The following is a 23,683-nucleotide window of genomic DNA, read 5'->3' on the forward strand; positions in this document are numbered from 1 at the left end:
CCGTTCCGCCCTTCCTGTCAGGCGCGCAGCTTGAAGCGCGAGATCGAGCTGCGCAGCCCGTTCGAGACCTGGTTGAGCTCGTCGATGGCGAGCGTCGACTGCTGCAGGGATTCGACCGTCTGCTGCGCGGCCTCGCTGAGCTGGGAGAGCGCCTCGCTGATCTGGCCGGCCCCGGTCGCCTGCGCCTGCATGCCTTCATTGGCACCCTCGAAGCGCGGCACAAGCCCCTGGACCTGCTCGATGATCTCCGAGAGCTGGCCGCCGACCTGCTGGACCTCCTGCATGCCGCGCCGCACTTCCTCGGAAAACTTGTCCATGCCCATCACACCGGCGGCGACGGCCGACTGGATGTCCTTGACCATCTGCTCGATGTCGTAGGTCGAGACGGCGGTCTGGTCGGCGAGGCGGCGGATCTCGGTCGCGACCACTGCGAAGCCGCGGCCATATTGCCCGGCCTTCTCGGCCTCGATCGCAGCATTGAGCGAGAGCAGGTTGGTCTGGTCGGCGACCTTGGTGATGGTGGTGACGACCTGGTTGATGTTGCCGGCCTTCTCGCTGAGGATCGCGAGCTTGGCGTTGATCGCGCCTGCGGCCTCCATCACCTGCCGCATCGTGCTTTCCATGCGCGCGAGCCCGGCCTGCCCGCCATTGGCGAGCGTCGCGGTCTGCTCGGCGACGGCCGAGACTTCGTCCATCGTGTGGGCGAGTTCGTTGGAGGTGGCGGAGATCTCCTTGGCAGTGGCGCCGATCTCGGTCGTGGTGGCGGCGATCTCGTTGGCGGTCGCCTGCTGTTCCTTCGAGGTCGCGGCAACCTCGGTGATCGAGGTGTTGACCTGGATGCTCGACTTCTGGATCTGGCCGATCAACCCGGCGAGATCGTCGGCCATGGCGTTGACGCCGTCGGCGACCGTGCTGAATTCGTCGCGCCGGGCGAGCGTCAGGCGCTCGCTGAAATCGCCGCGCCGCATCGTGTCGACGATGCCGAGCAGCTTGCCGAGCGGCACCGTGACGGCCCGGAACAGCAGATAGCCACAGAGAATCGCGAGGATGAATGCGATCACGAAACAGACGATCAATCCGAGCTCGGCCGCCTCGACGATGGCGACGATCTTGCGGGTCGAAGCATCGGCTTCGGCCTTGTTGAACGCGATCATGGCCTTGGCCACGGACTGAATCCGGGCTGCGATCGGTTCCAGGTCTCGCTTCGCTGTTGCACTCTGGTTGAGTGCCGGTTCATTGGCGCCTGAGAGCCTGCCCGCTGCGATGATCGGGTCCGCGGCTGCGGTGAACTGGTCGAAGAGGTCTTTGAAAAGCGTGTGATTCTTCCGGTCTTCAGCGGTGGTGACGGCTGCGTCGTAGCTTCTGAGAAGCCCGCGCATGACTTCGCGGTTGGCGGCGACGGCTTCCGCGACCTGCCGCTTCTCCTCCGGGGTGTCGGCCAGCACGAACTCGCGGATCAATCCGCGCGTTTCCGTCCAGCTCGCCAAGAGCTGCGCGCTGATATCGAGGCCGGGAATGGTCTTGGCCTCGACCTCGATGGCCTGCCGCTGGGCCTGGAGGAACCAGAGATAGCTGGCGCCGGCCATGGCGGTCATCACTGCGAGGATCGCGGCGAAGCTGATCAGGATGCGGCGGCGTATCGTCAGGCTCTTCATCGCTCAATCCATCGTTGCGGCGCGCTGGTCGCTTCGGGCTGCTGCATGAGCCAAATCGTTCGCAGATCATTGTTAGCGAGGAGTTATTGCGTCTCCGTTGCGGAAACGCTTCGCAATGATAGCTGTGCAGCGTCGCGGCCGTGCCGTCAGGCGCTGCGGGCCTGCGGCAGGAAACGTTCGGCCGCGAAGGGCGCAGGGTCACACAGGGTCGGCGCGCCGGTCATCATTTCCGCGAGCAGGCGGCCGGTCGCGGGTCCTAAAGTGAAGCCGTGATGGGCGTGGCCGAAGGCGAACCAGAGGCCGCGATGGCTTGGCGCGGCTCCGATGATCGGCAGCATGTCGGGCAGGCAGGGACGGGCGCCGCGCCAGGGCTCGGCATCGAGGCGGCGGCCCAGAGGCACGATCTGTCGTGCGATGCGCTCGGCCCGGTCGAGCTGCCAGGAATCCGAGGGCTCGTCGCGGCCGGCGAGCTCTATCCCGGTGGTCAGACGGATGCCACGCTGCATCGACGTCAGCACGAAGCCGGCCTGGGCATCGCAGAGCGGATGCCGCGGCGCGGCTCCGTGGGCGCTGTCGTAATGCATGTGGTAGCCGCGCTTGAAACCGATCGGGAAGCGATAGCCGAAGCGCTCGATGAGGTCGCTCGACCAGGGTCCCAGCGCGACGACGGTCTCCGGTGCGCGCCATTCCGCTCCGTCGACTGACAGGCGCCACTGCCCGTCCTCCTGATGCAGGCCGGTCGCGTCGGCCGGTTTCAACAGGCCGCCGCGCGCGACGAAGAGTGCTGCATAGGCGCGGGTCACCGCGCCGGGATCGCTGACCGTGACCGGGTCGCGCCAATGCACCGCGCCGGCAACGCTGCCGGCGAGCAGGCCGGGCTCCAGGCGGCGCAGCGCGGCGTCATCGAGCAGATCATAGCTGAGGCCGTAGGCAGCCAGTTCGGCCGCCCCACGGGTCGCCAGATCGAGGCCTTTCTGCGTGCGATAGAGCTCGATCCAGCCTTCGCCGCGCATCAGGGCCTCGGTGCCGGCCGCTTGCGTCCAGCGCCGGTGCTCATCGATGCAGCGCTCGATCAAGGGCAGGATGGCGCGGCCGAGCCTGTCGAGCCGGTCAGGGGCCGAGTTCCACCAGTAGCGCGCGAGCCAGGGCGCCATCCGCAGCAAGGCCGCCGGGCGGTAGCGCACGGCGATGGAGCGGTTCGAGGCGAGGCTCGCCAATGTCGCGAGATCGCGCGGGAAGGCATAGGGCACGACGGAGGAGCGCTCGATCAGCCCGGCATTGCCATGGCTGGTCTCGGCGCCCGGTTCGCCGCGATCGACGAGCAGCACGCGCCGGCCACGCTCCTGCAGATGCAACGCCACGCTGACGCCGACGATGCCAGCGCCGAGCACGATCACATCGGCCTGTCCTGTCGCGGTCGTCATCGTCGTCGGAATCCGTTCCATCTGCCCCAAGCCGGGCATAGCGGAAGCGAGCCTCACTTGAACAGGTTTTGCAAGAAAATAAAAACTGTTTGACAGCTTGAAAGAAAAATTTCTTGATCTTCCGGAACGCGGGAGTGCCGATGTCGCAGACGCTTCGCCAGAGATTGCAGGCTTGCCTCGCCAGCGGCTCGAAAGCCGACAAGGCGCTGGCGAGCTATATGCTGGCGCAGATGCCGAGCCTGCCCTTCGAGACGGCGGCGAGCCTGGCCGAGAAGGTCTCGCTGAGCGAGCCGACCGTCGGGCGCTTCTGCCGGACGCTCGGCTACAGGAGCCTGAAGGACCTCAAGGCCAGCCTCGCCGAGGAGATCGGCGACAGGCCCTGGCTGATCAGCGACCGCCTGCGCGATTTCCAGCAGCGCAGCCTTGCCGGCGACGATCAACTGGCGCGCAGCCTCCAGCTCGAGATCGCCGGTCTCGTGCGCATCTACGAGCTCGCCCAGAGCGAGGAGTGGAAGCGAGTGGCCCGCCGTCTGGCGACGGCGCCTTCCGTTCATGTCACGGGATTCCAGACCGAGCGGGGCCTCGCGCAATACCTTGCCAACCAGCTCCAGTATCTGCGCGACGGCGTGCATCTGGCCGATCTCGCGGCCGGCAATTTCTCGGAGCTGCTGCTGTCCGGGGAGGAGGGGCGCTGCCTCGTGATCTTCGAGGCGCGGCGCTATTCGCGCATGGCCAAGGTGCTGGCCGAGCAGGCCAAGGCAGCGGGCATCAGGACCACGCTGATCACCGATTCCTTCTGCGACTGGGGGCAGGGGCTCGTCGACGAGATGCTGGTTGTCTCGACAGAGTTCAACCTGTTCTGGGATTCGACCGCGCAGATGGCGAGCCTCAGCAACCTGCTGATCAACGCGGTCTTCGTCGAGCTCGGCCCGCAGGTCGAGGCGCGCCTGAACCGGATGGCCGCGCTCTACGGCCATTTCACCGGCCATGCGGGGGACAGTTCGGGACCACTCGGCTGACGGACGCAATCACAGCTCTTTGCAGCATCTCGAAACAAAAGGGGAAGCGGGATGAAGACGATGATCAAGGAGAGCCTGCTGGCGCTGGGCCTGTCGGCGCTCGCCGCCACGACGGCGCTGGCGCAGGAAGCCACGTTCGTGATGACCGCGCGCCTTGTCGGCGCGCCGACCTACAACCCGATCAAGGCGACGAAGCTCAACACGGCGACGACGCTGATCTTCGACAGGTTGGTGGTGCAGGATGCCGACCAGAGCTTCCACGGCCAGCTCGCGACCTCCTGGGAAACGAGCCCGGACGGCATGCTCTGGACCTTCAAGCTGAAGCCCGGCGTCAAGTTCCACAATGGCGAGCCGTTCAACGCCAAGACGATCGAATGGTGGGTGCCGCAGTTCAAGGGCACCGAGAATGCCTTCACCGTCGAGGCTGTCGACAAGGTCGAGGTGGTCGACGACCTGACCGTGCGCTTCCAGATGAAGCACCCCGACCCGAACCTGCTGTTCAACCTCGCCAGCTCCTTCATGTGCGTGCCGGAGCCGAAATCCTACGAGGCGCTGGGCGACAAGTTCGGTGTGACCGAGGCGATCGGCACCGGCCCCTACAAGATGCAGCAGTTTACCGTCGGCCAGCAGACCGTGCTCGTCCGCAATGACGACTACAAATGGGCCTCCGACCTCTCGAAGAACCAGGGGCCGGCCAAGTTCAAGAAGCTGACCTTCCGCGAGATCGGCGAGGAATCGACCGCCTATCTCGAACTGAAGACCGGCGGAGCGGATCTGCTCGTCAATGTCCCCACCGACTTCCTGCCGCGCATCCAGGCCGACAAGGCGGTGAAGCTCGTGACCATCCCCGGCAACGAGCTGGTCTACATGCCGATCAACACCAGCGTCGAGCCGTTCACCGACATCAAGGTGCGTGAGGCGACCGCCTTCGCCGTGAACCAGAAGGAAATCCTGACCAGCCTCTATGGCGGCAACGGCGCCGTCGCCGACACCTTCCTGATCTCCTCGCTGAAGGAGGCGCAGGTCGATCCGAAGTACAAGATCTCCTACGACCCGGAGCGCTCGAAGAAGGTGTTCGACGCGGCCGGCTGGAAGCCGGGCCCCGACGGCATCCGCGTCAAGGACGGCAAGCGCCTCGAGGTGAAGCTCTGGGCCCAGAACGGCACCGAGTTCAAGCGCCTCGCCGAGATCGTGCAGGCGCAGCTCAAGGCTGTCGGCATGCAGGCCGAGATCAGCATCATCGATGCCGGCTCGATCAATGCGCAGTACCGCAAGAAGACCGAGCACCAGCTCGCGGTGCGTGCCTATCAGTGGACCAATGCCGATATCGTCGACTGGTTCTTCGCCGCCAAGCGCGCGGGCTACCCCAATGTCTCGATGTTCAACGATCCCGAGGCGGAGAAGCTCAACGACATCGCCATGAACAAGTCCAAGACCTGGGACGAGCGCGTGGCGAACTTCACCAAGTACCACGAATACGTGCTGTCGCAGTATCCGTTCGCGCCGATCTACCAGCCGGTGCAGAGCGTGGCCTATGGCAAGCGCATTACCGTGCCCGAGACGATCCGCGGCACCGGCTTCTACGGGCCGACCATGCTCGACATCGCGCCGGCGAACTGAGCCGGGACGACGTATCACGCGGGAGATCGATCCTTGCTGCGCTTCGCGATCCGGCGCCTCGCCATGCTGGTGCCGGTCTTCCTCGCCGTCTCGCTGGTGATCTTCATGATCATCCATCTCGTGCCGGGCGACCCGCTGGAGCATCTGATCCAGGTCGGCTCGTCGCCCGAGCAGCGGGCGCAGATGATCGCGCGCTACGGGCTGGACCAGCCGCTGCTGGTCCAGTACGGGCGCTGGCTCGCCAAGGTCGTCACCGGCGATTTCGGCGACGCCATCGTGATGCGCCAGCCAGTTTCGCAGCTCATCGCCGAGAACATGCCCCATAGCCTCGCGCTCGGCGGCACGGCGCTGCTCTTCTCGACGGTGGTCGGGATCGTCACCGGCGTGCTCGCGGCTTCCTTCCGCGACAGCCTGTTCGACCGGGCGGTGATGGGGTTCATCCTGCTGGGGTCGACGCTGCCGAGCTTCTGGCTGGCGCTCCTGATGATCCTGATGTTCGCCGTGCAGTTCGAATGGTTCCCGGTCTCGGGCGCACGCACTTGGGACGCGCTGGTGCTGCCGGCGCTGACCATCGGCATCGGCGGCACCGCGCTGATCGCCCGCGTCACCCGCGCCGCGATGGTCGAGATCTCGCAGCGCGATTTCGTGCGCGTGCTGCAGGCCAAGGGCGTGCCGTTCTGGCGCATCCAGCTTCGGCATGCGCTGCAGCAGGCGATGCTGCCGGTGATGACCATTCTGGGCCTGCGCATCGGCTGGATTCTCGGTGGCGCAGTCACGGTCGAATATGTCTTCGCCCGGCCGGGGCTCGGGTCGCTGCTGATCACGGGCTTGGGCCAGCGCGACTATCCGCTGGTGCAGGGCTGCCTCTTGATGCTGGCGATCGCGGTGATGTTGGGCACGCTGATCGGCGACCTCGCCCAGGCGGCGCTCGATCCGCGTTTGCGCGAAGCGATGGGTGCACGATGAGCCGCAAATCCCTCGCCGCCCGCATCCTCCGGTCGCCGCGCGGCGCCATCTGCGCGCTGTTCCTGCTCGCGCTCGTGCTCTCCGCGATCTTCGCGCCCTGGATCGCGCCCTATGACTATGCCGCGCAGAAGCTCTCGATCGCCAATACGCCGCCGTCAGTCGCGCATTGGCTCGGCACCGACGAATTCGGGCGCGACCTGCTCTCGCGCATCATCCAGGGTGCGCGGACCTCGCTCAGCGTCAGCGTGCTCTCGATCGCCTTGTCGGTGCTGATGGGCGCGACGCTGGGCGCCGCCGCAGGCTATTTCGGCGGCATCTTCGACAAGATCGTCACGGTCATCGTCGACCTGACATGGTCTTTCCCGGAAATCCTGCTGGCGCTGATCCTGATCGCGATCCTCGGACCGGGACTGCACTCGACTGCGATCGCCATCGCGATTGCCTATCTCGCCCAGTTCACCCGCCTGACGCGGGCGCAGGTCATGGCGCTGAAAGGCGAGCTCTTCGTCGATGCGGCGGTGACGGCGGGCGCCAGGCCGGGGCGCGTGCTCTTCCTGCATCTCCTGCCCAATGCGATGACGCCGGTGATCGTCGCCGGCATGCTGGCGACGGGCGATGCGATCGTGCTCGAAGCGACGCTGGGCTTCTTTGGGCTCGGCGCCCAGCCGCCCGTACCGAGCTGGGGGGCGATGATGAGCTCCGGCACCGCGCAGATCTTCATCGCGCCCTGGATCATCATCTTCCCCGGCCTCGTCATCGCCACCACGGTCATCGCCATCAACCTGTTCGGCGATGCGCTGATCGAGGCGCTCGATATTCGCCGCCCGCTGCGGGACGGCTGAAATCTGCCCATCACTCGCGAAAGCAGCCAGAGGAACGCCATGAGCTTCACCGTCCTGACCGCCGAGTTCTCGCATGAGAGCAACACCTTCAGCCGCTGCCCGGCCGATTACGCCGCCTTCACCGATCGCGGCATCCAGCTCGGCGATGACGCCATCGCCGCGCGGGCCGAGGCCAACACGCCGATCGCCGGCTTTCTCGATATCGGCCGCCCGGCAGGGTGGAAGGTCATCCACGCGATCAGCGCCGCCGCCCAGCCTTCCGGGCCGGTGACGCGCGATGCCTTCGACCGCATCGCCGGCGTGATCGTCGAGACCGCGAAGGCGCATGCCGGCAAGATCGACGGCGTGCTGCTCGGCCTCCACGGCGCCATGGTGACGGAGTTCTGCGAGGACGGCGAGGGCGAGTTGCTGGAGCGGGTCCGCGCCGTGCTCGGGCCTGACGTGCCGATCGGCATCACGCTTGATCCCCATGCCAATGTCACCCGCAAGATGACCGAGCTCGCCAATATCGTCGTCTCCTACAAGACCTATCCGCATGTCGATGTGCGCGAGACCGGCAAGCTTGCGGCCGGAATCATGCAGCGGACCATGAAGGGCGAGATCAGGCCGGTGACGCTGCGGGCCGAGCGGCCGATGCTGGAGGAGGTCAATGGCGGGCGTACCGATATCGGCCCGATGGTCGAGCGCATCGCCAAGGCCAGGGCCTATGAGAAGGAGACGAACGTCTTCGCCGTCAGCGTCAATGGCGGCTTCGGCAATGCCGATATCCACGAGGTTGGCCCGACCGTGCTCGTCACCTGCGACGGCGAGCGCGAGAAACACCAGGCCTTCGCCGAGGCGATGGTCGAGGACATGTGGCAGCGCCGCTTCGAGAAGGTCACGGAATTCCTCTCGGTCGAGGACGCCGTGGCTGAAGCGAAGTCCTACGTCGCGGCCTCCGGCCCGCTGATCATCGCCGACTACGCCGACAATCCCGGCGGTGGCGGCTATGGCGATGCGACCGGCCTGCTCAAGGGCATGATCGCAGCCGATCTCAAGGATGCCTGTTTCGGCCCGATGGTCGATCCGGAGGTCGCCGCTGAACTGCGCAAGGGCAAGCCGGGCTCGACGGTCTCGGTCAAGCTCGGCGGCAAGGTCGATCCCGAGATCGGCGGCGGGCCGCTTGAGCTGACCGGCACGCTCGTCAGCGTCAGCGATGGCGATTGGGTCGGCGACGGCCCGATGATGGGCGGGTTGCAGGCGAGCTGGGGGCCCTGTGCCGTGCTGCGCGTCGGCGATGTCGAGATCCTCGTCACCACCATCCGCGCTCAGATGAACGACCTGCAGCAGTTCCGCGCCTTCGGCATCGACCCAGCCGCGAAGCGTGTTGTCGGGCTGAAGTCGATGCAGCATTTCCGCGCCGCCTTCGAGCCGATCGCTGGCAAGGTCATCGTCTGCGACAGCGGGGCGCTCTGCACCCCCGATCTCAGCAAGCTGCCCTATCGCCGGGTGCGCCGGCCGCTCTACCCGCTCGACAAGGTGGCGTGAGGCCGCGAGCAGTCTTGAAATCGACAGGGCCGGCGCGGCGACGCATCGGCCCTGTTCGCATTGGCGCGGGAGTGCGGTACCCTATCTAAATTTTGAGATTCGATTGCCCTTCGAGAGGCCCGATGTCCATCCGCTTCGATGAGATTGGCAAGCGCCTCAAGGCCTATCGGCTGGGGCGTGGGCTTCCGGCCGAGGATGTCGCGGAAAGCCTGGGAATTTCGCGGGCGGCCGTCTACCGGATCGAGAGCGGCGGCGTCGTCAAGATCGAGACGCTGGAGCGGCTGGCTGCCGTGCTGGAGACGACGGTCGCGTCGCTGCTCGGGGCCGGCGTCGAGTATTATTCGAGCCCGGTCAGCTATTTCGAGCGCATGCGGCAAATCGAGGAGCAGTCCGACCAGGTCGTCGCGCATTTCCCGCCGCTTTCCTACCTGCTGACCTCGGCGGCCTATTCGGACTTCCTCCGGGCGACCCTGATCGAGGCCCTGCCGGCCCATCTCGCCGACCGCGACGGGGCTGTGGCCGAGATCGACGCGATCATCGCAATCCTCGACGAGCGCAAGGCGACCCGAAAGCGCCGGCGGCTCAGCGTCGTCAACTTCGTCAATGTGCTGGAGATCGAGCGCTGGCTGAAGCTCGGTATCGTCGGCCGGTTCAGCCTGCCGCCGGAGGAGCAGGCGCGCCGGCGCCGTGCCGCCCGCCACGAGGTCGAGCACCTGATCGCGCTGATCGAGGCCGAGCCGATGGGTGTGCAGATCGGCCTGATCGAGGAAACGCTGCCCAATATCACCTTCCAGCTCTTCCGCAGCGAGGAACGGACGCTGCTCGGCCTGAGCCCGTATCGGCTGGGCGGGGAACTGCCGAATGTCCGCTCCGGCATCGCCATGCTGACCGCCGACGAGCAGCCGGTGCGCCTCTACGAGCAGTTGAGCGAGGACCTCTGGAGCCGCGCCCGCAAGGGCGGCGAGGCCGGCGCCGCGCTGCGGGCGGTGGTCGAGCGATCGGGCATCGCGCTGGGCTGATTTTCCGGTTTGCACCGAAACACGCGGTCATCGCGGGCGGCCGGCAGGGTTGAGCCCGCTCCTGAGCACCAGGCTTACGGCGTCATGGTCGGGCTTGTCCCGACCATCCACGTCTTCTACGCCGAGGTCGCGTTCAAGACGTGGATGCTCGCCACAAGGGCGAGCATGACGATGGCTGGAACAACGTCGTGTCCATGTGTTCCGGGCTCTTCGCTGAAGGGAAGCCCGGAACGATAGGAGCAAGTCGTTTTCGCGATTGTCGCAAAATTGAGATTTGTTCTTGTAATTGAGATTAAGCTGTGCGACGGATTCGCATGGCGCCGGGCGCGGCTAGGGTCCGGCGGCTTTCAGAATTCTCGTGGCGGGGCCGGAGCCCAGGACCACCAAGCGGCGCGCAAAGCGCCCCGAGAATGAGGGCCCGAGGCCCGAACTCATTGAGCATGATCTGCGCAGGGCGGACGCGCGCGCGTCCGCCGGCTCACTGTTTTCCGGTGCCCGGCGACGGTTCGAGACAACAAAAAGGGGACGTCATCATGAGCGATATCCAGGCATCGAGCGCGGGCTCGATCGAGGGCTCCGGCCCGACCGAGGTCGACGGCAAGGCGCGGAAGGCCTTGTGGGGCGCAGCGATCGGCTATGCGATGGACGGGTTCGACCTCCTGATCCTCGGCTTCATGCTGCGGGCGATCTCGGCCGACCTCCAGCTCAGCCAGGCCCAGGCGGCCTCACTGGTCACCGCAACGCTGGTCGGCGCCGTGCTCGGCGGCATCGGCTTCGGCATGCTGTCGGACCGTATCGGCCGCGTCCGCGTGCTGACCTGGACGATCGTCCTCTTCGCCGTCTTCACCGGCATGTGCGCCTTGGCGCAGGGCTACTGGGACCTGCTGATCTACCGCACCATTGCCGGCCTTGGGCTCGGTGGCGAGTTCGGCATCGGCATGGCGCTGGTCGCCGAGGCCTGGCCGGCCTCGAAGCGGGCGCGCGCCTCCTCCTATGTCGGGCTCGGCTGGCAGGTCGGCGTGCTCGCAGCCGCCATCGCCACCCCGATCCTGCTGCCGACGATCGGCTGGCGCGGCATGTTCGCGATCGGCATCCTGCCGGCGGTCGCGGCCTATTTCATCCGCCACTCCCTGCACGAGCCCGAGGTCTTCGTCGCCCGCTCCAAGGACCGGCCGAAGGAATCAGCCCTGCGCCTCCTGGTCAAGGACCGCGAGACCACCAAGCTCAGCCTCGGCATGGTCATCCTCTGCTCGGTCCAGAACTTCGGCTATTACGGCGTGATGATCTGGCTGCCGAACTATCTCGCCACCCGGTTCGGCTTCGCGCTGACCCAGTCGGCGGTGTGGACGGCGGTGACCATCGCCGGCATGGCGCTCGGCATCTTCGCCTTCGGTCATATCGCCGACCGGATCGGCCGGCGCCCCGCCTTCTTCGGCTACATGATCGGCGCCGCCGTCATGGTCGTGGTCTATTCGCGCCTGACCGACCCGATGCAATTGCTGGTCGCCGGCGCGGTGATGGGCTTCTTCGTCAACGGCATGCTCGGCGGCTATGGCGCGCTGATCAGCGAGCTCTTCCCGACGGCGGCCCGCGCCACCGCCCAGAACGTGCTGTTCAACATCGGCCGCGGCGTCGGCGGCTTCGGCCCGGTCGTGGTCGGCGCGATCGCGGCGGCTTACGGCTTCCAGACCGCCATCGCGCTGCTCGCCGCCCTCTACATCCTCGACCTCCTCGCCATGTGGCTCCTCATCCCCGAGAAGCGCGGCGCGGAATTGACGTGAGGCAGGCATGAGCCAGCAGCCCATCATCGCGGCCGGCGGGTGTTCCGCCGGCTGGAAGCCGAGCATCGTCGCCGAGCTGGCGCGGGTCGTGCGCCACGCGGCGGTCAATGCCGAATACCGCCATCTCGTGCTCGATTGCAGCGAGGAGGCAGCTGCAGCGCAGCCCGGCCAGTTCTTCCAGTTGCTCTGCCCGCATCCGGTTGGCGAGCAGCCCTTCCTGCGCCGGCCGATGAGCCTCTATGGCGCCGATCCGGAGAAGCGTCAGGTCGAGTTCCTCTACAAGGTCACCGGGGCGGGTACGCGCGGCCTCGATACGCTCGAGCCGGGTGACAGCCTCGACATCATGGGCCCGCTCGGCACCGGCTTCACGCTGGACGAGAGCATGAGCCATATTATCGCCGTCGGGCGCGGGGCGGGGCTTGCGACGCTCGCACCGCTCGCCGCTGCGGCGAAGGCGAAGGGGATCAAGGTCACCGCCATCCTCAGCGCAAGGCGGCCGGAATTGCTGGTCTCGGTCGATCTGTTCCGGAGCAAAGGCGCGGAGGTCATCGCGGTCACCGATTCCGAGCAGACGAGCGGCCCGGCGAATGTCGAGCGCATCCTGCGCCGCGAGATCGCCGAGGGGCGCTGCGATGCCTTCTTCACCTGCGGGTCGAGCCGCCTGATGCGCGTGCAGCAGCGCCTCGCCCGCGAATTCGGCCTGTCCGGACAGGTCGCGATGGAGCAGCAGATGGCCTGCGGTATCGGCCTTTGCTATTGCTGCGTGCGCGACTTCAATGTCGATGGCGAGATCGTCAACCGCCGCGTCTGCTGGGACGGGCCGGTCTTCGACCTGATGGAGGCGCTGCCATGAACGCCGCCGCCGTGAGGCCTGCGATCGATCTCTCGGTGAAGGTCGGCGGGCTTACCCTGCGCAACCCCGTCATGCCGGCCTCGGGCACCTTCGCCGAGGGGCTGGAGAAGGTGATGGACTTCAACCGGCTCGGCGCCTTCGTCACCAAGACGATCACCCGCGAACTGCGCGCCGGCAATCCGCTGCCGCGCGTGGTCGAGCGGCCCGGCAGCCTGATCAACGCGATCGGCATCCCCTCCAAGGGCGTGCCCTATTTCATCGAGAAGACGATGCCGCATTACGCGGCCTATGACACGCCGCTCGTCGTCTCGATCTCGGCGCCGACGGCGGAAGGTTTCGCCAGCCTCGCAGCCGAACTCTCAATCCCTGGCATCGCCGCGATCGAGGCCAATATCTCCTGTCCGAATATCGAGGAGGACGGCAAGGCCTTCGCCATGCGGGCCGAGTCGACCGAGAAGGTGACGCGCGAACTGCGCCGGGCGACCGATCTGCCGCTCTGGGTCAAGCTCACGCCCAATACCGGCGACGTGCCGGAGGTGGCGCGCGCGGCAGAGGCCGCAGGCGCCGACGCCGTCGTCGTCGCCAATACCATTCTGTCGATGGCGATCGACCTCAAGACCTTCAAACCCTGCCTCGGTAACATCATGGGCGGGTTGTCCGGTCCGGCGATCAAGCCGATCGTGCTGCGCCAGGTCTTCCAATGCGCCAAGGCGGTATCGATCCCGGTGATCGGCTGCGGTGGCATCTCCACCGCCGAGGACGCGATCGAATACATGCTCGCCGGCGCCACCGCCGTGCAGGTGGGCACTGCGACCTTCCTGCAGCCGGCGGCGATGACGACGATCATCGACGGGCTGGAGACATTCTGCCTGCATCGCGAAATCCCGCGCGCCGCCGACCTGATCCGCGGTGTCGTGATCGAGGAGGCGGACGAGCCCGAGCTCTCCTGGCTGGACCCGGTGTCATGAGCGTCGCCGCGATCGAACGCCCGAACGGCTTTGCGGGGAATGCCGAGGACCGGGCGCTGGCCGAGGCATTGTTCGATGCGCTGAAACAGGCGACCGGGGACGGAATCGGCATCACCCGCGAGGCCTATGGCCCCAAGGAGAGCGAGGCGCTCGACATCGTCGAGGCGCGGGCGCGCGAATTGGGCCTCGCGACGGAGCGCGATGCCGGGGCCAATCTCGTGATGACGCTGGAAGGCAGCGAGCCGGAATTGCCCTTCCTCGCCTGCGGCTCGCACCTGGATTCCGTGCCGCAGGGCGGGAATTTCGACGGCGCGGCCGGCGTCATCGCCGGGCTCGCCGTCATCGCGGGCTTCCGGGCCGAGGGTTTCGTGCCGCGTCGGACGATCAAGGTCTACGGCCTGCGCGGCGAGGAAAGTTCGCGCTTCGGCCGGGCCTATATGGGATCGAGCGCGCTGTTCGGGAAACTCTCCGCCGCCGATCTCGCGGTGAAGGATGCGAGGGCCGGGCGCACGCTGGCGCAATGCATGGCCGATGTCGGCGTCGATATGGGCCGCGTCAGCAAGGGCGAGTTGCTGCTCGATCCCACCGCGGTCTTCGCCTGGATCGAGCTGCATATCGAGCAGGGGCCGGTGCTGGTCGCGCGGGATTTGCCTGTCGGCATCGTCACCGGCATCAGGGGCAATATCAGGCATCGCACGGTGGAATGCGTCGGCGAAGCCGGCCATTCAGGCGCCGTGCCGCGCTGGCTCAGGCGCGATGCCGTCTTCGCCACGGCCGAGCTCATCACCCATCTCGACCGGCACTGGCGCACGCTGCTGGAGCGCGGCCGCGACGTCGTCGTGACCTCCGGCGTCTTCGGCACCGATCCGCAGGAGCATGCCATTGCGCGCATCCCCGGCCGGGTGAACTTCTCCTTCGAAGTACGCAGCCAGAGCCGCGAGACGCTGGAGGCCTTCTACGACCTCTTCCTCTCGGAATGCGGGATGATCGGCGAGGAGCGCGGCGTGGACTTCAAGCTCGACCGCCGGCTGGAGGCCGAGCCCGCCGTGATGGATGCGGGCTGGATCGCCAGGCTCAAGACCGCTGCGCGCGATCTCGGCCTGCCCGACGAGGAGATCCCGAGCGGGGCAGGGCATGACTCGGCGGTTTTCGCCAATGCCGGCATTCCCAGCGCCATGCTCTTCGTGCGAAACGAGCACGGCTCGCACAACCCGCACGAGGCGATGGAGATCGACGATCTCCTGGCCGGCATCGCGGTGATGCGGGCGGCGATCCGGGAGGCGGTGCGATGACGGTGACTCAGGCGATCCGCCCGGAGCGGGAGATCAGCCACGCGGTCGCGCGGCTGCTGCTGCGCGCCGGCGCCGTCCATGTCAGTCGGCAGCAACCCTTCGTGCTGGCGGCCGGCTGGGCGAGCCCGGTCTATGTCGATGTCCGCCTGCTGCTCGGCGAACCGGACCTGCGCCGCGCGGTCACCGAACTGGCGGTTAGGCATCTCCGCGCAGGCTTTCCGGATGGCGGCTTCGATGCGGTCGTCGGTGCGGAGACGGCCGGCATTCCCTTCGCCGCCTGGCTTGCCGATGCGCTGGACCTGAAGCTGCGCTATGTCCGCAAGCGCCCGCTCGGCGTCGGCCGCAATGCCCAGGTCGAGGGCGGGCCGGTCGATGGCTTGCGCGTCCTCCTGATGGACGATCTGACCACCGATGGCGCGAGCAAGCTCAATTTCGTGCGCGGCCTGCGCGCGGCGGGGGCCGATGTTGGCGACGTGCTGACGATCTTCTATCATGACGCCTTCCCCGGAGCCGGCGAGCGCCTGACCGAGGCGGGACTGAGCCTGCATGCGCTGGCGACCTGGGCCGATGTGCTCGCCGCCGACGACGAGAATCGGCTGGCGCGCGAGGATCGCGCCGAGATCGAGCGCTTCCTCGCCGATCCCGTTGCCTGGTCGATGCGCCATGGTGGCCGTGCCAGCCTGACGCCGCGCCTCTGAGAGGAGGGCGGCAGGCCGCCGGCCCATGCGGTGAGTGCAATGCCGTGACGCCGGCTTATGAAATTGTGCGCGGGCCGGCGATCATCTAGAGCCTTCAACCGCGTCACGAGGCAGGAATCGGCCTGCCGGAGACGCCGCGGGACTAAGCCCAGATGACCGTCAGCGCGCCGACCGCCTCCCTGCCGCAACGCGCCATGATGCCGGTGCTGATCGCGCTGAGCTTCACGCATCTGCTCAACGACATGATCCAGTCGCTGATCCCGGCGATCTATCCGATCATCAAGGAATCCTACCGGCTTGACTTCGGCCAGATCGGCCTGATCACGCTGACCTTCCAGGTCTCGGCCTCGCTGCTGCAGCCGGCGGTCGGGCTCTACACCGACAAGCACCCGATGCCCTATTCGATGGTGGTCGGCATGGGCTTCACGCTCGCCGGCCTGATCGGGCTCGCCTATGCCGGCAGCTATGGCTTCCTGCTGCTCTCTGCGGCCTGCGTCGGCATCGGCTCCTCGATCTTCCATCCCGAGGCGACGCGGATGGCGCGTAACGCTTCCGGCGGGCAGCACGGGCTGGCGCAGGGCATCTTCCAGGTCGGCGGACAGACCGGCGGGGCGCTCGGGCCGCTGCTGGCGGCCTTCGTCATCGTGCCGCGCGGGCAAGGCAGCCTCGCCTGGTTCTCGGTCGCGGCGCTCATCGCGATGATGCTGATGGTCTGGACCGCCGCGAGCTACGCGCGGCTCGACAAGGCGAGGCCCCCGAAGGCCGCAGCGGCTGCGGCGCCGGCCCGGCCGGGCAAGCGCTCCGTCGCCTTCGCGATCACCATCCTGATCATCCTGCTGTTCTCGAAGAACGCTTATTCGGCGAGCTTCACCTCGTTCTACACCTTCTACCTGATCGGCAAGTTCGGCATCTCCGTGCAGAATTCGCAGGTGATGCTGTTCCTGTTCCTCGGCTCCTCGGCGGCGGGCGCATTGGCCGGCGGCATGCTGGGCGACCGGATCGGCCGCAACAAGATCATCTGGTTCTCGATCCTGGGCGCACTGCCGTTCACGCTGATCCTGCCCTATGCCGACCTGTTCTGGACCGGCGTGCTGACGATCCTGATCAACCTGATCATGTCGAGCGCCTTCGCCGCGATCCTGATCTATGCGCTGGAACTGCTGCCCGGCCGCGTCGGACTGGTCGGCGGCTTCTTCTACGGGCTGTCCTTCGGGCTCGGCGGGCTAGCGGCGGCGCTACTCGGCGAGTTCGCCGACATTCTCGGCATCGAGATGGTCTACAAGATCTGCTCGTTCATTCCGCTGATGGGCCTGCTCGCCTGGTTCCTGCCGCGGCTGAGCGAGGGCACGCGGGGCGCCAGGGTCGGGCATTAGGCGGCTTGCGCCGTCATGCTCGGGTTCGACCCGAGCATGACTCTAAGGGCAATGCCCCTCAGAGCGCGAGCTTGCCAGCCTTGGCGGCGGCATAGCGCTCGTTGACCTTCTTCCAGTCGACCACGTTCCACCAGCCCTTGAGATAGTCGGCGCGGCGGTTCTGGTACTTCAGGTAATAGGCGTGCTCCCAGACGTCGTTGCCGAGCAGGACCATCTGCTTGTCCATGATCGGGCTGTCCTGGTTCGGCTTGCCGAGCAGGGCGAGCTTCCCGGCCTTGTCGACGGTGACGAAGACCCAGCCGGAGCCGAAGACGCGCAGGCCCGCCGCCTCAAAATCCGCCTTGAACTTGTCGAAACCGCCGAGGTCGCGTGTGATCGCCTCGGCGACGTCGCCGGTGGGAACGCCACCGGCACCCGGCCCCATCACCTCCCAGAACATGCTGTGATTGGCATGGCCGCCGCCATTGTTGCGGACGAGGGTGCGGATGCTCTCCGGCACCTGGTTGAGATCAGCGATCAGCTCTGCGACCGAAGCCTTGGCGAGGGCGCCATTGTCCTTGGCGGCGTTGTTCAGCGCGGCGACATAGGCGGCGTGGTGGCGGTTGTAGTGGATGTCCATGGTGGCTGCGTCGATATGCGGCTCCAGCGCATTGGCCTCATAGGCGCGCTTCGGCAGCGAGAACGGGCCGGTTGGGGCTGCCGGCGCTGCCGCCTGCGCCCAGACCCTCGGCGCGGCGACGACGGCGAATGCGGCGGCTCCGAGGCCGATGAGGCCACGGCGGGAGACGGCGGAAACTGCGGTCATGGGAATCCTCCGGAAAGCGTTTTGGCGTGTTGGCTTCCTGCTCAACGCGCGTTTCCCGTTGCGGGTCCGCCGTCGATCTCTGCAGCTATAGCATGGCCGTGCCCGGCAGTTGACCCAAGGGCAACATCACAATCCCGGCGCCTGTGTCGAAAGTGGTAAACCGTCCGATCGCGCTCTTAACCGGCGATTTACCGCGTTTCTCTACGGTTCTGGCAAGAAATCCTCCCGGGTTGAAGGGGCGCCCCGCCATGCATGCACTGGCTCGCAAGCTCGACCTGCCCGTTGACGAGGCAGGGCAGGACCTTGCCGGCGAGCCGACAGGGGTCGGTGCGGAGCGCGCGGTGCGCGAAATTGCCGCCCGTTTCGGCAAGCTCAGTGCCGAGATCACCGATATCGCCGGGCGCGTCGGCGACGTGACGCAACAGTTCGACCAGCAGACGGCGGGGCTGCGTCGGGTGGTCGGCGCGGTCGAGCAGGTGTCGCAGGCGAACAATGCGATCCGGCAGGCGGCCGAGGGTGCGCAGGCTGCCGCGTCCGGTGTCCGCAACGGCCTCGAGCGCGTGACCAAGTCGGTGCGGCTCGGTCTCAATGCAGCGCAGGCCGATATCGAGACTCTGTCGCAGGAAGCCCAGTCGATGTCGCAGGTGCTGGCGCAGGCCGTCGGCGACGCGCACAAGGCGCGGGCGTCGAGCGATGCGATCCAGTCGATCACCCGCGAGATCCAGCTCCTGTCGATCAATGCCGGCGTCGAGGCGGCGCGCAGCGGCGAGGCCGGCAAGGGCTTCGCTGTGATCGCTGCCGCCGTGAAGGCGCTTGCCGAGCAGACCCGCGCGGCGACAGCGGCGAGCGCAGCCCAGCTCGACCTGCTGGTGAAGGCGGTCGATGCCGTCGCCCGGCGCAGCCAGGAGAACGCGCAGACGGCACAGCGCGCGCAGGCGGGCAGCCAGACTATCTCGCTGCAGATCGGCGAGTTCGACAGCTTCGGCCGCTCCGTCGTCGAACTGATCGGCGAGATCGAGGCCGTATCACGCCCGACCCGGGAGAATGCCGAGGCCTGCGCCAAGGCAGGACAGGACCTCGCCGGCCTCGTGGCCGGGGTCGATGCGTCCACCGACAATCTCGAGCAGGCGGGGCAGCGCACCGAGGCGCTGGTCGCGATCAGCGAGGGCATCCTCGGCTCGATCGCGGCCTCGGGCGTGCGGACGGCGCAGTCGGAACTGATCGCGACCGTCATGGAGACGGCCAGCCGGATCAGCGGGTTGTTCGAGGGGGCGCTGGCGCGCGGAGAGATCGGGCTCGCCGAGCTGTTCGACGAGACCTACCGGCCAATTCCGGGCTCGGACCCGGTCCAGCACATGACCCGCTTCGTTGCCTTGACCGATCGGTTGCTGCCGCCGCTGCAGGAGGAGCTCCTGACATCGAACGGGCGGATCGTGTTCTGCGCGGCGGTTGACCGCAACGGCTTCCTGCCGACGCATAACCGCAAATATGCGCAGGCCCAGGGCTCCGATCCGGTCTGGAACAACGCCAATTGCCGCAACCGGCGGATCTTCGACGACCGGACCGGCCTCGCCGCCGCCCGCAACCGCAAGCCCTTCCTGCTGCAGAGCTACCGGCGCGACATGGGCGGCGGGCAGTTCCTGGTGATGGAGGATCTGTCGGCGCCGATCATGGTCAAGGGCCGGCACTGGGGTGCCTTCCGCTTCGGCCTCAAGGTTTAAAGCTTCGTCCGTGCCTGCCCTGTCGAGTTGAGTGAGCGAGTTCCCGAGTCAGCGCCATGCATATCGCGCCATCCTTCCCCAACCTGTCGGTGCTGCTCATCGATCCGAGCCCGCATTACCGCCGCATCGTGCGCACGATGTTGTATCAGGCGCAGCTCAACCGCATCTTCGAGGCGGCCGACCTCTCATCGGCGGCTTCGACCTTCATCCAGAAGCAGCCGAACATCGTCATCCTCGACTGGGACATGCCCGAGGGCAACAGCATCAAGTGCCTGGCGGCGATCCGCTCGTTCAAGACCTCGCCCTTCGCCAAGGCGCCGGTGCTGGTGATGATGGAGCGGCCGGACCGGCGCTCGGTCGTCCAGGCCGCAAAGCTCGGTGCGCATGAGATCATCACCAAGCCGATCTCGCCCAACAATCTCTGGCTTCACCTGTCGGGCGTCATCAACGTGCCGCGAAAATACCGGGAGGCGACGGGCAAGATCACGTTGGTGCCGCGCGCGATCAGCAACAACATGTTCTGACGCTCGTGGCTGCGCACCGCAATTGCCACGAAAGCGCCAAGAGTATTGATAGGCGCGTCCCTATTTAGCGAAGTTTTTACCAGTTTGCCGCGATGCTCCAGGCGCAATCCTGGGTCGCCCTCCATGCTCATCACCGTCTCGCTTCCCCCTTTCCTCGGCCGCTCCGAGGCTGCGACGTTCCGCAACCAGCTTCTGGTGGCGCTGGAACAGCGGGAAAGCATCGCCGTCGAATGCGCCGAGGCGGGCGCCCTGCCCAGTCTCTGGATCCAGCTTCTTCATTCCGCAGCCACCAGCGCCGCCGCGCGGGGGCTTTCGGTCACGCTCAAGGCGGCTTCCGAGGAATGCCGCGAATCCTTGCGGGCGATCGGCTTCGATGCCGCTCACAGCGCTCTCGTTCTGGAGTGACAGGCATGAAAATCCTGGCGATCGACGATACCAAGACTTTGCTCAGTCTGCTTAGCCTGACGCTGCGCAATGCCGGCCATGAGGTGGCCGAGGCCGAGAACGGCGAGGACGGCCTCAACAAGTTCGAGCAGTTCAAGCCCGATCTCGTGATCACTGACCTGAACATGCCGATCATGGACGGCATCGAGTTCACCCGTGCCTGCCGCTCGCGCCCGGCCGGGCAGAACACGCCGATCATCGTGCTGACCACGGAGAACGGCGCCGAGATCAAGGCGGAAGGCCGCCGCGCCGGCGCCAGCGCCTGGATGGTCAAGCCTTTCGAACCCAACACGCTGCTCGGCCTCGTCGCGCGCTACCAGAACTGAAGGTCGGCCGATGGATCCGTTGGCAGAACTCAAGCAGACCTTTTTCCAGGAATGCGAAGAACTCCTCGGCGCGCTGGAGCAGAAGCTCCAGGCCCTCGACGAGGGCTCCGTCGATCCCGAGGACGTCAATGCCGCCTTCCGCGCCATTCACTCGATCAAGGGTGGGGCCGGCGCCTTCGGCTGCACGGAGCTCGTCGGCTTCGCGCATGTCTTCGAGGCCTCGCTCGACCATCTGAGGTCCGGCCGCGTCGCCGTCGAGGATGCGCCGTTCACCCTGTTCCTGCGCTGCGCCGATGCCGTTGCCGATCTCGTCTCGGCCGCCCGCAACGACGAGCCCGCGACCGAGCGGCCGGATCTGCTGGCCGCGCTCGAGCAGGTCGGCAAGGAGCCGCAGGCGCCCATCGCCGCGCCGCCACCTCCCGCTTCTGATCCGGTAGCTCCTGCCGCCGACAACGACGCGCCCATCGGCATCGCCGCGCTCGGCAATCTGCTCGCCATGGTCGAGGCGAAGACGGCGGCGCCCGCCGCTGCCGCCGACGATGGCTGGGACGACGAGCCCGCTGCAGCGTCTGCCCCTGTCGCGGGCAAGCCAGGCCGCGACGTGCAGTTGCGCATCGCGCCGGAAACGGACCTGTTCCGCCGGGTGATCGAGCCGCGTGTCGTGCTCGGCTCGCTGCCGGCCGCCGACATCGTTTCGATCCGTTGCGACCTGAGCCAGGTGCCGCCGCTGGAAAGCCTCGATGTCAGCGATTGCTGGCTGCGCTTCGACGTAGCCTTGCGCACCGAGTTGTCGGTCGAGGACCTGCATGGCCGCTTCGACTTCAGCCTGGCGAACGAGGAATTCGAGATCACCTTCGCCGAGGAGGCCGTGACCGAGGCACTTCCGGCGAGCGAGCCGGAGGCCGCTGAGCCCGAAGTCTCCAGCGCGGTCGCTGCCGACCTCTCGGCGATCCTGGCCATGCTCGGCCCGGCACCGGAAGCGGCGAACGAGCCCGATATCAAGCCCGAGCCGGCCCCGGTTGCTGTCGCTGCTCCGGTCGTCGCCGCCGAGCCGGCGGTCGCCCGCGCCGCGCCGCGTGCTCCGGCTGCCCCCGATGCCTCCGCACGCCAGCGCCAGGCGGTCAGCGTGCGTGTCGATCTCGACCGCATCGACAAGCTCATGAACCTCGTCGGCGAGATCGTCATCACCCAGTCGATGCTGGTCGAATGCGTGCGCTCGCTGCCCTACGACGTCCACGCCAAGACCGCCGAGGGCATGCTGACCCTGTCGCGCCAGACACGGGAGCTGCAGGACCATGTCATGGCCGTGCGGGCGCAGCCGGTGAAGGCCGTGTTCCAGCGCATGCCACGGCTGGTGCGCGAGCTCGCCCAGACGCTGGGCAAGGAAGTGCGTCTCGTGCTCGAAGGCGAGAACACCGAGGTCGACAAGACGATCATCGAAGAGCTCGCCGATCCGCTGACCCATATGATTCGCAATTCGATGGATCACGGATTGGAGACGCCTGACGAGCGCATCGCGGCCGGCAAGCCGCGCGAGGGCACGATCAGGCTGATCGCCGAGCATCGCGCCGGCCGCATCGTCATCTCCGTCACCGATGACGGGCGCGGCATCGGCCGCGACCGGCTGCTCGCCAAGGCACGCTCGCGCGGCCTCGTCGGCGCCGACGAGCGGCTGCAGCCGGAGGAGATCGACCAGCTCATCTTCGCCGCCGGCCTGTCGACGGCCGAGGTCATCAGCGACGTGTCGGGCCGCGGCGTCGGCATGGACGTGGTGCGCCGCAATGTCGAATCGCTCGGCGGGCGCATCAGCGTCGATTCCGAGCCGGGCCGGGGCTGCAAGTTTACGCTCGCCCTGCCGCTGACGCTCGCCGTGCTCGAAGGCATGGTGATCCGCTGCGGCGACGATCGCTATGTCATCCCGATCGCCTCGGTAATCGAGACGCAGCATCTCGCCTCGACGCCGATCGAGCGTCTGCCCTTCGGCCAGGAGGTGCTGCGCTGGCGCGGCGAGGTCACGCCGCTCTACCGGCTCGGCGACGTGATGGGCTCGATGGGCACCACCAACGAGAACATCGTCATCATCGCCGAGACCGAGCGCGGCAACAATGTCGGCATCGCCGTCGACGAGATCGTCGGCCAGCAGCAGGTCGTCGTGAAGAGCCTCGAGGCCAATTACGGCGCGGTCAACGGTGCCTCGGCGGCGACGATCCTCGGCGACGGCCTCGTCGCCCTGATCCTGGATATCGACTCGATGCTGCGGCTGGCCGCTTCCGGCAGCCGCTCCCCCCAATCTGACCTCAAGATGGCTGGATGACCATGAGCCTCCAACTCGGCGAAAAGCACTTCTCGTCGGCGCAGCCGGAATCGGCGGCGCGCCGCATCGTGACCTTCAAGGTCGGCGACCGCACCTTCGGCATCGATGTCGGCATGGTTCGCGAGATCAAGGGCTGGCAGGCGACGACGCCGCTGCCGCATGCGGCCCCGCATGTGCGCGGCGTGCTCAACCTGCGCGGCGTCATCCTCGCGGTCTACGATCTGCGGACCGCGATCGGGCTCGGTGCCACCGACGCCACCGCGACCCATGTCATCGTGGTCGTCGATGTCGAGGACAAGACCGCGGGCCTGCTGGTCGACTCGGTCTCGGACATCGTCGATGTGCCGGTCAGTGCGGTGCGCCCGGCTCCGGAGCTGGAACGTGACGAGCACGGCCTGATCGAGGGCCTCGTCCTGCTCGACACCGACATCGTCGCACTGCTCGACCTTGCGGCGGTGATCCGCGACGGCGGCGCCGAGGCCCAGATCAAGACCAGCCGGGCCGCCTGACCT

General features: G+C 67.0%; 21 protein-coding genes. 18 read left to right on the forward strand and 3 right to left on the reverse strand.

The window, feature by feature from the left end; genetic code table 11:
* Positions 1-17: 17 nt before the first annotated feature.
* Positions 18-1,655, reverse strand: a complete 1,638-nt coding sequence (locus AC1RLU_RS04380) for a methyl-accepting chemotaxis protein (protein ID WP_492794059.1) — start codon at positions 1,653-1,655, stop codon at positions 18-20.
* Positions 1,656-1,801: 146 nt separating this feature from the next.
* Positions 1,802-3,079 carry an NAD(P)/FAD-dependent oxidoreductase gene (locus AC1RLU_RS04385; protein ID WP_492794060.1) on the reverse strand — a complete coding sequence of 426 codons (1,278 nt, stop codon included), beginning with the start codon at positions 3,077-3,079 and terminating at the stop codon, positions 1,802-1,804.
* Between the two features lie 140 nt (positions 3,080-3,219).
* On the opposite strand from AC1RLU_RS04385, the gene AC1RLU_RS04390 reads away from it, so the two are divergent.
* The 12 genes from AC1RLU_RS04390 (at position 3,220) to AC1RLU_RS04445 (ending at position 17,037) form a co-directional block, all read left to right on the forward strand.
* Complete coding sequence (locus AC1RLU_RS04390) at positions 3,220-4,098, forward strand: MurR/RpiR family transcriptional regulator (RefSeq protein WP_492794062.1); 879 nt, start codon at positions 3,220-3,222, stop codon at positions 4,096-4,098.
* 51 nt (positions 4,099-4,149) lie between these two features.
* Entirely contained in the window at positions 4,150-5,718 is a 1,569-nt protein-coding gene (locus AC1RLU_RS04395) for an ABC transporter substrate-binding protein (protein ID WP_492794064.1), read from the forward strand.
* Positions 5,719-5,751: 33 nt separating this feature from the next.
* The gene (locus AC1RLU_RS04400) at positions 5,752-6,684 is read left to right on the forward strand and encodes an ABC transporter permease (protein WP_492794065.1); all 933 of its coding nucleotides are present in this window, start codon (positions 5,752-5,754) and stop codon (positions 6,682-6,684) included.
* Positions 6,681-7,526: an ABC transporter permease gene (locus tag AC1RLU_RS04405; protein WP_492794066.1), complete on the forward strand. Its 846-nt coding sequence runs from the start codon at positions 6,681-6,683 to the stop codon at positions 7,524-7,526. The genes AC1RLU_RS04400 and AC1RLU_RS04405 overlap by 4 nt, the downstream gene beginning before the upstream one ends.
* Positions 7,527-7,565: 39 nt before the next feature.
* A complete protein-coding gene (locus tag AC1RLU_RS04410) occupies positions 7,566-9,053 on the forward strand; it encodes a M81 family metallopeptidase (protein ID WP_492794068.1) in 1,488 nt (495 codons plus the stop codon).
* Between the two features lie 122 nt (positions 9,054-9,175).
* A complete protein-coding gene (locus AC1RLU_RS04415) occupies positions 9,176-10,072 on the forward strand; it encodes a helix-turn-helix domain-containing protein (protein ID WP_061969187.1) in 897 nt (298 codons plus the stop codon).
* A 533-nt stretch (positions 10,073-10,605) separates the two neighbouring features.
* Positions 10,606-11,853, forward strand: a complete 1,248-nt coding sequence (locus AC1RLU_RS04420; RefSeq protein ID WP_492794069.1) for an MFS transporter — start codon at positions 10,606-10,608, stop codon at positions 11,851-11,853.
* A gap of 7 nt (positions 11,854-11,860) precedes the next feature.
* Positions 11,861-12,706 (forward strand): dihydroorotate dehydrogenase electron transfer subunit, encoded by an 846-nt coding sequence (locus AC1RLU_RS04425; RefSeq protein WP_492794070.1) that lies wholly within the window; start codon positions 11,861-11,863, stop codon positions 12,704-12,706.
* On the forward strand, positions 12,703-13,674 hold the full coding sequence (locus AC1RLU_RS04430) for a dihydroorotate dehydrogenase (RefSeq protein WP_492794072.1): 972 nt from the start codon (positions 12,703-12,705) through the stop codon (positions 13,672-13,674). Before AC1RLU_RS04425 ends, AC1RLU_RS04430 begins: the two co-directional genes overlap by 4 nt.
* Positions 13,671-14,966 carry a Zn-dependent hydrolase gene (locus tag AC1RLU_RS04435; RefSeq protein ID WP_492794074.1) on the forward strand — a complete coding sequence of 432 codons (1,296 nt, stop codon included), beginning with the start codon at positions 13,671-13,673 and terminating at the stop codon, positions 14,964-14,966. The genes AC1RLU_RS04430 and AC1RLU_RS04435 overlap by 4 nt, the downstream gene beginning before the upstream one ends.
* Positions 14,963-15,664, forward strand: a complete 702-nt coding sequence (locus AC1RLU_RS04440) for an orotate phosphoribosyltransferase (protein WP_492794076.1) — start codon at positions 14,963-14,965, stop codon at positions 15,662-15,664. Before AC1RLU_RS04435 ends, AC1RLU_RS04440 begins: the two co-directional genes overlap by 4 nt.
* 152 nt (positions 15,665-15,816) lie before the next feature.
* Positions 15,817-17,037 (forward strand): MFS transporter, encoded by a 1,221-nt coding sequence (locus AC1RLU_RS04445; RefSeq protein ID WP_492794077.1) that lies wholly within the window; start codon positions 15,817-15,819, stop codon positions 17,035-17,037.
* Between the two features lie 58 nt (positions 17,038-17,095).
* Here the strand turns inward: AC1RLU_RS04445 and AC1RLU_RS04450 are convergent, their stop codons facing one another.
* Entirely contained in the window at positions 17,096-17,842 is a 747-nt protein-coding gene (locus tag AC1RLU_RS04450; protein ID WP_492794079.1) for a superoxide dismutase, read from the reverse strand.
* 248 nt (positions 17,843-18,090) lie between these two features.
* On the opposite strand from AC1RLU_RS04450, the gene AC1RLU_RS04455 reads away from it, so the two are divergent.
* The 6 genes from AC1RLU_RS04455 (at position 18,091) to AC1RLU_RS04480 (ending at position 23,680) form a co-directional block, all read left to right on the forward strand.
* Positions 18,091-19,563, forward strand: coding sequence for a methyl-accepting chemotaxis protein (locus AC1RLU_RS04455; protein ID WP_091856404.1), 1,473 nt, complete (start codon positions 18,091-18,093; stop codon positions 19,561-19,563).
* A 56-nt stretch (positions 19,564-19,619) separates the two neighbouring features.
* Positions 19,620-20,087: a response regulator gene (locus AC1RLU_RS04460; protein ID WP_061966736.1), complete on the forward strand. Its 468-nt coding sequence runs from the start codon at positions 19,620-19,622 to the stop codon at positions 20,085-20,087.
* A 123-nt stretch (positions 20,088-20,210) separates the two neighbouring features.
* Positions 20,211-20,492 carry an STAS domain-containing protein gene (locus AC1RLU_RS04465; RefSeq protein WP_061966737.1) on the forward strand — a complete coding sequence of 94 codons (282 nt, stop codon included), beginning with the start codon at positions 20,211-20,213 and terminating at the stop codon, positions 20,490-20,492.
* 5 nt (positions 20,493-20,497) lie between these two features.
* Positions 20,498-20,857: a response regulator gene (locus AC1RLU_RS04470; RefSeq protein ID WP_091856406.1), complete on the forward strand. Its 360-nt coding sequence runs from the start codon at positions 20,498-20,500 to the stop codon at positions 20,855-20,857.
* A gap of 10 nt (positions 20,858-20,867) precedes the next feature.
* On the forward strand, positions 20,868-23,171 hold the full coding sequence (locus AC1RLU_RS04475) for a chemotaxis protein CheA (RefSeq protein ID WP_492794081.1): 2,304 nt from the start codon (positions 20,868-20,870) through the stop codon (positions 23,169-23,171).
* Positions 23,168-23,680: a chemotaxis protein CheW gene (locus AC1RLU_RS04480; protein ID WP_082617344.1), complete on the forward strand. Its 513-nt coding sequence runs from the start codon at positions 23,168-23,170 to the stop codon at positions 23,678-23,680. Before AC1RLU_RS04475 ends, AC1RLU_RS04480 begins: the two co-directional genes overlap by 4 nt.
* Positions 23,681-23,683 lie beyond the last annotated feature (3 nt).

Source organism: Allobosea sp. GW822-FHT05A11, from assembly GCF_058800455.1.

What these genes read in the sequence shown, in the direction of transcription:
- AC1RLU_RS04380 (WP_492794059.1), bottom strand. Translation starts at nt 1,655, where the DNA reads ATGAAGAGCCTGACGATACGCCGCCGCATCCTGATCAGCTTCGCCGCG.
- AC1RLU_RS04385 (WP_492794060.1), bottom strand. Translation starts at nt 3,079, where the DNA reads ATGACGACCGCGACAGGACAGGCCGATGTGATCGTGCTCGGCGCTGGC.
- AC1RLU_RS04390 (WP_492794062.1), top strand. Translation starts at nt 3,220, where the DNA reads ATGTCGCAGACGCTTCGCCAGAGATTGCAGGCTTGCCTCGCCAGCGGC.
- AC1RLU_RS04395 (WP_492794064.1), top strand. Translation starts at nt 4,150, where the DNA reads ATGAAGACGATGATCAAGGAGAGCCTGCTGGCGCTGGGCCTGTCGGCG.
- AC1RLU_RS04405 (WP_492794066.1), top strand. Translation starts at nt 6,681, where the DNA reads ATGAGCCGCAAATCCCTCGCCGCCCGCATCCTCCGGTCGCCGCGCGGC.
- AC1RLU_RS04410 (WP_492794068.1), top strand. Translation starts at nt 7,566, where the DNA reads ATGAGCTTCACCGTCCTGACCGCCGAGTTCTCGCATGAGAGCAACACC.
- AC1RLU_RS04415 (WP_061969187.1), top strand. Translation starts at nt 9,176, where the DNA reads ATGTCCATCCGCTTCGATGAGATTGGCAAGCGCCTCAAGGCCTATCGG.
- AC1RLU_RS04420 (WP_492794069.1), top strand. Translation starts at nt 10,606, where the DNA reads ATGAGCGATATCCAGGCATCGAGCGCGGGCTCGATCGAGGGCTCCGGC.
- AC1RLU_RS04425 (WP_492794070.1), top strand. Translation starts at nt 11,861, where the DNA reads ATGAGCCAGCAGCCCATCATCGCGGCCGGCGGGTGTTCCGCCGGCTGG.
- AC1RLU_RS04430 (WP_492794072.1), top strand. Translation starts at nt 12,703, where the DNA reads ATGAACGCCGCCGCCGTGAGGCCTGCGATCGATCTCTCGGTGAAGGTC.
- AC1RLU_RS04435 (WP_492794074.1), top strand. Translation starts at nt 13,671, where the DNA reads ATGAGCGTCGCCGCGATCGAACGCCCGAACGGCTTTGCGGGGAATGCC.
- AC1RLU_RS04440 (WP_492794076.1), top strand. Translation starts at nt 14,963, where the DNA reads ATGACGGTGACTCAGGCGATCCGCCCGGAGCGGGAGATCAGCCACGCG.
- AC1RLU_RS04445 (WP_492794077.1), top strand. Translation starts at nt 15,817, where the DNA reads ATGACCGTCAGCGCGCCGACCGCCTCCCTGCCGCAACGCGCCATGATG.
- AC1RLU_RS04450 (WP_492794079.1), bottom strand. Translation starts at nt 17,842, where the DNA reads ATGACCGCAGTTTCCGCCGTCTCCCGCCGTGGCCTCATCGGCCTCGGA.
- AC1RLU_RS04455 (WP_091856404.1), top strand. Translation starts at nt 18,091, where the DNA reads ATGCATGCACTGGCTCGCAAGCTCGACCTGCCCGTTGACGAGGCAGGG.
- AC1RLU_RS04460 (WP_061966736.1), top strand. Translation starts at nt 19,620, where the DNA reads ATGCATATCGCGCCATCCTTCCCCAACCTGTCGGTGCTGCTCATCGAT.
- AC1RLU_RS04465 (WP_061966737.1), top strand. Translation starts at nt 20,211, where the DNA reads ATGCTCATCACCGTCTCGCTTCCCCCTTTCCTCGGCCGCTCCGAGGCT.
- AC1RLU_RS04470 (WP_091856406.1), top strand. Translation starts at nt 20,498, where the DNA reads ATGAAAATCCTGGCGATCGACGATACCAAGACTTTGCTCAGTCTGCTT.
- AC1RLU_RS04475 (WP_492794081.1), top strand. Translation starts at nt 20,868, where the DNA reads ATGGATCCGTTGGCAGAACTCAAGCAGACCTTTTTCCAGGAATGCGAA.
- AC1RLU_RS04480 (WP_082617344.1), top strand. Translation starts at nt 23,168, where the DNA reads ATGACCATGAGCCTCCAACTCGGCGAAAAGCACTTCTCGTCGGCGCAG.